This is a genomic window from Photobacterium sp. DNB23_23_1 (assembly GCF_052873815.1).
Genome location: NZ_JBNNXT010000125.1, coordinates 1 through 265, shown reverse-complemented (window position 1 = coordinate 265; position 265 = coordinate 1). Strand labels below are relative to the sequence as shown.

Sequence of the window (265 nt, the reverse complement as noted above, 5' to 3'; positions counted from 1 at the left end):
GTCAAGGTCTGAGGGTGGAATTCGTTTATCTGTAATGTAGCAACGACGACAAGAGCGTTCTTCATGAGTTCCAAATAAATATACTCTCCATTCTGACCACTTATGCCCGAACAGCTTACACATTAGTTTCATTTAATCTCCCTTTTTTCAAATCCTTTAATATCATATTTGTCAGATACTATATTTCCTAGCACAATATATTTAACATCAGTCCAACCGTCTTTTTTAGCGTCAGACACAGCACATTTAAATTCTTTTTCAGAAA

At 35.1% G+C, this 265-nt stretch carries 1 protein-coding gene; it reads right to left on the bottom strand.

Translation table 11 applies throughout. The annotated features are described in order from the left end of the window. On the bottom strand, positions 1-123 hold a 123-nt coding region (locus tag ACVA53_RS25110; RefSeq protein ID WP_446506636.1), incomplete at its 3' end, for a DUF1660 family phage protein. Positions 124-265: the final 142 nt, after the last annotated feature.